Below are 5,874 nucleotides of genomic sequence, written 5' to 3'. Positions count from 1 at the left end.
CGGCGGCCGCCGCCGAAAGCCACCAGCGCGAACGCCATGCAGACGTCTTCGCCGGCGCTTCGCCAAGCACCGCTGCCTTGAGCCGCGCCGGCACCGGCTCGTCCATGACGCCAGCCAAGGCGGCGCGCAGCGCCGTGCGGTCGGCGATGTAGCGAGCGCTCTTCGCCTTCATCTCAGGATTGGCTTCGAGCCAGGCTTCATAAGCCATGCGCTCCTCGCCCGGCAGCTCGCCGTCGAGGGCCATGTGGATATCGCGTTCAGTGAAATCGCGCCGGGTCATCGCTCGACAATCCTTATCGAGCGGCGGCGCGAAGAGTCGTCCAGCAGGCCGCGCAGTTCCTCGCGGCCGCGCGCGATGCGCGACATCAGTGTGCCGGCCGGCACGCCGAGGATGTTGGCGGCCTCGGCATAGGAAAAGCCTTCGATGGCGACCATCACCAATGCCGCGCGGCGATCGGGGCTGATCGCCTGCAGGGCATCCATGATCTCGCGCGAGGCGATGCTTTCGACCTGATCGGCGGGCGCAGCCTGGGCTTCGCCGGCTTCGAGCGGCAACATCGCCGACTCGCCACGCCGGTTAACCTTGCGCATCTGGTCGATGAACAGATGATGCATGATCGTAAACAGCCACCTCCGGGGGCTTTCTCCAGTCTGCCAGTTGTCGAGCCGCACAAGCGCCCGCTCCAGGCAGTCCTGGACGAGATCGTCGGCGGAATCGCGATCGCGCAGCAGCGAGCGCGCATAGCGCCGCAGACGCGGTATCTCGCTCAGGATCGCTGCCTTCTTGTCGTCCATGACCGCTTGTTTCGAGGTCGTTTTCCATCCGATTGAACGCGCCTTTCCGGCGCGGCGCAAGCAGCCAGCGCGAAGCGGACCACCCGCTCCGGTACCCAAGCACCTTAACAACGCCAACGGATGCCGGTTTATTCCCGGTCCAAATGGCGATGCTTTTGTTTGTCTAATTACGTAAGATAGGTATAATAGGTAAATTACGTATGAGGTGACGACCAATGAAGCAATTCACCTTTTCGGATATGAACCGCGCATCCGGCGAAATCCTGGAGACGGCGATGATCGAGCCGGTCGCTCTCACAAAACGTGGCAAAGAAAAGCTGATCATCCTGTCAGCCACCCAATACCGGCAACTCGTCGGCTCGTCCCATGCCGCCGCTTACACGCTCGAGAATGCGCCGGACGAGGTCCACGATGAACTCATGTCGGGGTTGGAGTCCATCATAACCGGCGACAAGCCGGATGCTTAAGCCCGGCGATCTGGTTCAATACTACTATTTATGGGCGCGACAGGCTGACGCCGGCGAAGAATCCGGCCGCAAAGCGCGACCGGTCTGCATTGTGGTCAGAACGCCGACCACGCCTGCGGCGCTATTCCTGTTCCCGCTCACCTCGCAAAAGCCCCACCGGTCCCGTACGCATATCGCCATCAGTGAGATCGAGTGCCGCAGGGGCGGCCTCGACTTTCCGTCATGGCTGATCCTCGATGAGTACAACCGCGTCCGGATGGACGAAGCTTATGATCTGGTCACAACAAAGCCGATCGGTTCCTTCAGCCCGGCATTTGTCCGCAAGATCGCGGGCCTCATCAAAGGCGCGGCCGGACAGCGCCGTCTGCGCGGCGTAGTTAGAAAATAGCGGGGTTGTCACCCTCTCTCGCCGCCCGCGTCAAAAGCCGCTGGTAGAACAGCCCGATGCCGATCAGCACCGCGCCCAGCCCGATGAAGGAGAGCGCGCGCAGCACGCCTTCCAGCTCCGACATGTCGAAGAGGAAGACTTTCACCACCGCGACCGCGATCAGCACCGCCGAGGCAATGCGCAGCAGCTGCGACCTCAGCCAGACGCCGGCGGTGAGCAGCGCCACGCCGATGACCAGCCAGAGCGCCGAATAGGTGTAGGTCTCGAGCTGGCCAAGGCCGCTCCACAAGCCGATGAACTCGCCCTTGAAGAGCCGCCGCACCGACAGCGTCGCATAAGCGAAGGCAAGCAACGAAGCGAACAGCGCCAGCATCGCCGCGTACCATCTTGGGCGCTTGTCGCGGACATAGAGCGCCAGCCCACCCGCGGCGATCGCCGGCAGCAGATAGGCGAGGAACAACAGGTTGAAGAACGGAATGGTGCCGGTCGATTCATCCGTCACCAGCGGGTTCAGCACCGCGAAATGCTGGATGACGATCAAGCCCGCCGAAACCACGCCGGCGGCCATCGAGCCATAGCGCAGCACCGAGCTCGGCGAACGCATGTCGATGGCGACGAGGATCGATCCGGCGCCGAGCGCGATCAGCGTGTAGATCGCCTGTTCGGCAAGGGTGACGGGGCCGGTGTCGATGACGCCGCCATGCATGGCGTGGCGCACCAGCATCGCAACGGTGAGCAGCGCGAACAGGGCCGAGGCCGCCTCCATGACAAGGCGCGGCCGTCCGTTGGTGGTGCGCGCCAGTTGCCAGGCGGTGAAGCCGAAGGCGAGCGCCGGCACGCCATAGCCAAGCAGCAGCCAGTTGACGACAGGCGTCCTCGACAGCGCCGCCGCGCCGACGATGGTCGGGTCGAAGGCGACGCGGCCGAGCACGGCGACCGCGGTACCAACCGCGATCCAGCCCAGCACCGGATAGGAGCGCCAGCGCGTCGCCAAGGCCGGCACGACGGCGGCGGCGCCGAGCAGCACCGTGGTCCAGCCGGAGCCGAAGGCCATGTGCAGCATCAGCAGAGCGGCAACGCCGGCCCCGGCGAGCGCGAAGGAGACAGCGGGTCCACCGCCGAGCGGCGGTTCCTCGCCACGCGCGATCCACTCGCCGCCAGCGGCAAAGATCAACACCAGAAGCAGCGCCGGCAGCGCGTAGCCGAAGTCGCGGTCGATATCGCCGAAGGTGAGCCAGAGCGCGGTCAGCACGACCAGCGGCGCGATCACGCCCCATGCCGCCCAGGACGCCGCGTGGACGGGTGCCGCGGCGGCGAAGCGGCGCGCGGCCCAGAAGCCGGCGGCAATGAAGACGATGGCGAGCGCGACGCCGATGCGGAAGGTCAGCGCATCGGATGCCGCCAGCGGTTCGGCGCCCAGGCCGACATCCAGCGCATCGGCGCCGATGGTGGCGGGCGGGACGATGCCGAGATAGATCAGCACCGTCGCCAGGCCGGCGGCGAAAACCAGTGGCAGTGCGCGGGGGCGGTAGAGCGCCACCGCGACAAGGGCCGCGAGCAGCACCGCGCCGTGCAAGGCATCGCCCGCCTTGGCAAAGACCGGATCGACCGACAGGCCGAGCGCGGTCAGCGCAATGAAAAAGCCGGGCACGATCGACGGCCAGTCGAAGCCGGATTCCGCTTCGTCGCGGCCAGTAATCAAGAAAAGGTCGAGCCAGACGAAGGCGAGCACGGCGAGCGTGGCAAGGCTGATGAACATCACGGCGGCAAGGTTCACCTCCGGCGCATCGGTCATATAGAGGGTGGTCCAGATGCCGCAGCCGGCGAAAGCCGCCGCGACGAGCGCCTTCCAGTCGCGGATGCGGGCGATTGCCGCCGTCGCGGCAAGCACGATCGCCAGATAGACGAACAGCGCCCAAGGGTTGGGCGCCTCGGAGGCGACGAATGCCGGCGTGACCATGGCGCCGACAAGGCCGATGCCGGCCAGCGCCAGGCCGTGGACCAGCGATACCGCGATTGTCGCAATGCCGATGGCGCCGAGCAGCGTGAAGGCGAGCGCCGGACCGATGAAGCCATAGATGCCATGCGCGGCATAGACGGTGCCGAACAGGATGAAGGCGCCGGCCGCCGTCAGGATCGCCGGGATATAGGCGCCGGCCGCGCCCTGCACCGGCACCCTGAAGCCGGTGCGGCGGATGAACTCGGCGCCGGCGACCAGCACCAGGCCGAGGATGCCGGCCATGGCGAGGCGCACGCCGGGGCCGAAAATGCCGGCCTCGATGGTGTAGCGGATCAGGAACAGCCCACCCAGCGCCAGGGCGATGCCTCCGACCCAGACCGCCCAGCGCGTGCCGAGCGCCGTCTCGACATCGGTCTGGCGCGCGGCCATTGCGGGCGCAGCCGCCTCGGCCGGCGCGGCAGGTTGCGCCACTTCGGCTGGCGTGGCGGGCTCGGACGGTGTCCCCTCGCCCGCTTCGGACGCCTCGGCTTTAGGAGCATCGGGCGCCGCGGCAGCGGCTTCAGCCGGGACGGCTTCATTTGCCTTCGGCACGGCAACCACGGCGGCTGCGGCCGGCGCTTCACCCGGCGCGCCTTCCGCCGCCCCGCCCGTTTTCGGCGCGGGCTGCGGGATACCCGAAAGCACCAGGCTGCGCAGCGCGCCAAGCTCGCGCTCGATCAGGCCGATGCGGGTTTGCTGGCGCGAAACGATGACGAATAAGGCGATGACAGCGGCAATGGCTATCAGGCTGAAAAAATCCATGGCGGCTCCCCTCAAAACCGTGCCAGTCGTGGCCGACAAATGCGGCAATGGGACGGCTATTGAAATCAGCGCCTTGCCGGCCTGCAAGGTCGAGCATGTTTCGGCGCCGATTGCCAGCAACTTGGGGCTTTATCCAATGGCACACGTCGAACGGCCGGACTCGGGCGGCGAGATTACCTGCCACCTGCCGCGAAATACTCGTGCTATTCTAGGGTCTTCGGGGGAATAGCCATGAGGACGACCGATGCCGCAGCGAAGCGCCGGGCTGCTGATCTACAGGCGAACCGGCGGTGTGTTCGAATTCCTGCTGGTCCATCCCGGCGGACCGTTCTGGGCAAAAAAGGATGAAGGCGCGTGGTCGATCCCGAAGGGGCTCATCGACGATGGCGAGGATGAGCTCGCGGCCGCCCGGCGCGAGACCGAGGAGGAGCTCGGCGTCGCCATCGACGGCGACTTCCAACCCGTCGGCCGCTACAGGCAGCCGAGCGGCAAGATCGTGATCGCCTGGAGCGTCGAAGCGGACATCAATGTGGACGCCGTCAGGAGCAATACGTTCACGATGGAATGGCCGCCAAGGTCCGGCGCCAAGAAGGAATTCCCCGAAGTGGACAAAGCCGGCTGGTTTTCACTTCCCGAAGCCGGCCTCAAGATCCTGAAAGGCCAGCGCGCCATCCTCGACGATTTTCTGGAACGGCGGGAAGCCAGATAGGCGCTGCCTTACTGTGCGACGTTTTCGATCGCTTTGATCGCCGCCTGATGCCGCCGCAAGGCCGCGAGAAAGCCGGTGCGAGCGTCTGGCGGCTCGAGGCCGCGCGGCTCGTAGACATGTCGGGTGAAGAAGAAGCCGGTCAGCCGGAAGGCGTCCTCCAACGCGGCCGCGTCGGCGCGCAGGCCTGAGCCGCGCAGCAGGAAGGCGGGCAGCGCCAGCATCTTGTCGCGCCAGGGCTCGCCGGCGGCGCGCGAGACGGCGCGTCCGGATTTCGGCGAGACATAGGCGAGGTCCTGCCGCGTGCCGGTCGCCGCGCATTGGCTGAGATCGAGGCCGAAGCCGAGCTCATCGAGGATCAGCAATTCGAAGCGCGCCACCAGCTCGCCCGCGGCATCGGCATCGTCGAGATGAGAGATCATCACGGCAAGCGCCTCGTAGAGGCCGCCATGGGCGTCGCGCTCCGGCAGAAGCCTGAGATGCGCGGCCATGGTCTGCAGGCCGTAGACGGCGACCGCGCTGTCCATCAGCCGGGCGGCGTTCATCTCGATCGCCTCGGCCTGGAAGATGCCCAAATGCTCGTCGAGCCGCGCCCGCCACAGAAGGTCGACGCGGTTGCCGGGTTGCAGCACCGGCTGCTGCTTGCGCGAGCGGCCGCCGCGCACGAGACCGAGATGCCGGCCATGCGCGCGCGTCATCACCTCGAGGATGGCGCTGGTTTCGCCATGCCTGCGGGTGCCGAGAATGATTCCCTCGT

The 5,874-nt window shown here is 66.4% G+C and carries 7 protein-coding genes and 1 pseudogene; 4 read left to right on the top strand and 4 right to left on the bottom strand.

All coding sequences use genetic code 11. The features are described from left to right. Both EOA38_RS25630 and EOA38_RS25625 read right to left on the bottom strand, forming a co-directional pair. Nucleotides 1-280 (bottom strand): annotated as a pseudogene (locus EOA38_RS25630) (anti-sigma factor); the annotation flags it as partial. Next, a complete protein-coding gene (locus EOA38_RS25625; protein WP_040972071.1) occupies nucleotides 277-795 on the bottom strand; it encodes an RNA polymerase sigma factor in 519 nt (172 codons plus the stop codon). The gene EOA38_RS25625 and the pseudogene EOA38_RS25630, both read right to left, overlap by 4 nt. A gap of 215 nt (nucleotides 796-1,010) precedes the next feature. Here EOA38_RS25625 and EOA38_RS25620 point away from each other — a divergent pair, with 215 nt between their 5' ends. Next, nucleotides 1,011-1,262, top strand: coding sequence for a type II toxin-antitoxin system Phd/YefM family antitoxin (locus EOA38_RS25620; protein WP_126094924.1), 252 nt, complete (start codon nucleotides 1,011-1,013; stop codon nucleotides 1,260-1,262). Further along, the gene (locus EOA38_RS25615; protein WP_189350193.1) at nucleotides 1,255-1,650 is read left to right on the top strand and encodes a hypothetical protein; all 396 of its coding nucleotides are present in this window, start codon (nucleotides 1,255-1,257) and stop codon (nucleotides 1,648-1,650) included. The genes EOA38_RS25620 and EOA38_RS25615 overlap by 8 nt, the downstream gene beginning before the upstream one ends. On the opposite strand, the gene EOA38_RS25610 is transcribed toward EOA38_RS25615, so the two are convergent. Further along, entirely contained in the window at nucleotides 1,640-4,411 is a 2,772-nt protein-coding gene (locus EOA38_RS25610; protein ID WP_126094925.1) for a DUF2339 domain-containing protein, read from the bottom strand. The two genes, EOA38_RS25615 and EOA38_RS25610, sit on opposite strands and share 11 nt — an antisense overlap. Between EOA38_RS25610 and EOA38_RS25605 the strand changes: the two genes are divergently transcribed. After that, on the top strand, nucleotides 4,386-4,640 hold the full coding sequence (locus EOA38_RS25605; protein ID WP_126094926.1) for a hypothetical protein: 255 nt from the start codon (nucleotides 4,386-4,388) through the stop codon (nucleotides 4,638-4,640). The genes EOA38_RS25610 and EOA38_RS25605 overlap by 26 nt on opposite strands. A gap of 15 nt (nucleotides 4,641-4,655) precedes the next feature. Then, entirely contained in the window at nucleotides 4,656-5,120 is a 465-nt protein-coding gene (locus EOA38_RS25600) for an NUDIX domain-containing protein (RefSeq protein ID WP_127300553.1), read from the top strand. An 8-nt stretch (nucleotides 5,121-5,128) separates the two neighbouring features. On the opposite strand, the gene recO is transcribed toward EOA38_RS25600, so the two are convergent. Continuing rightward, a partial coding sequence (gene recO, locus EOA38_RS25595; protein ID WP_127300552.1) for a DNA repair protein RecO occupies nucleotides 5,129-5,874 on the bottom strand: 746 nt, incomplete at its 5' end.

It is taken from the genome of Mesorhizobium sp. M1E.F.Ca.ET.041.01.1.1 (assembly GCF_003997355.1).
Lineage (GTDB): Bacteria > Pseudomonadota > Alphaproteobacteria > Rhizobiales > Rhizobiaceae > Mesorhizobium.
This window is presented reverse-complemented; position numbering and strand designations above follow the sequence as displayed.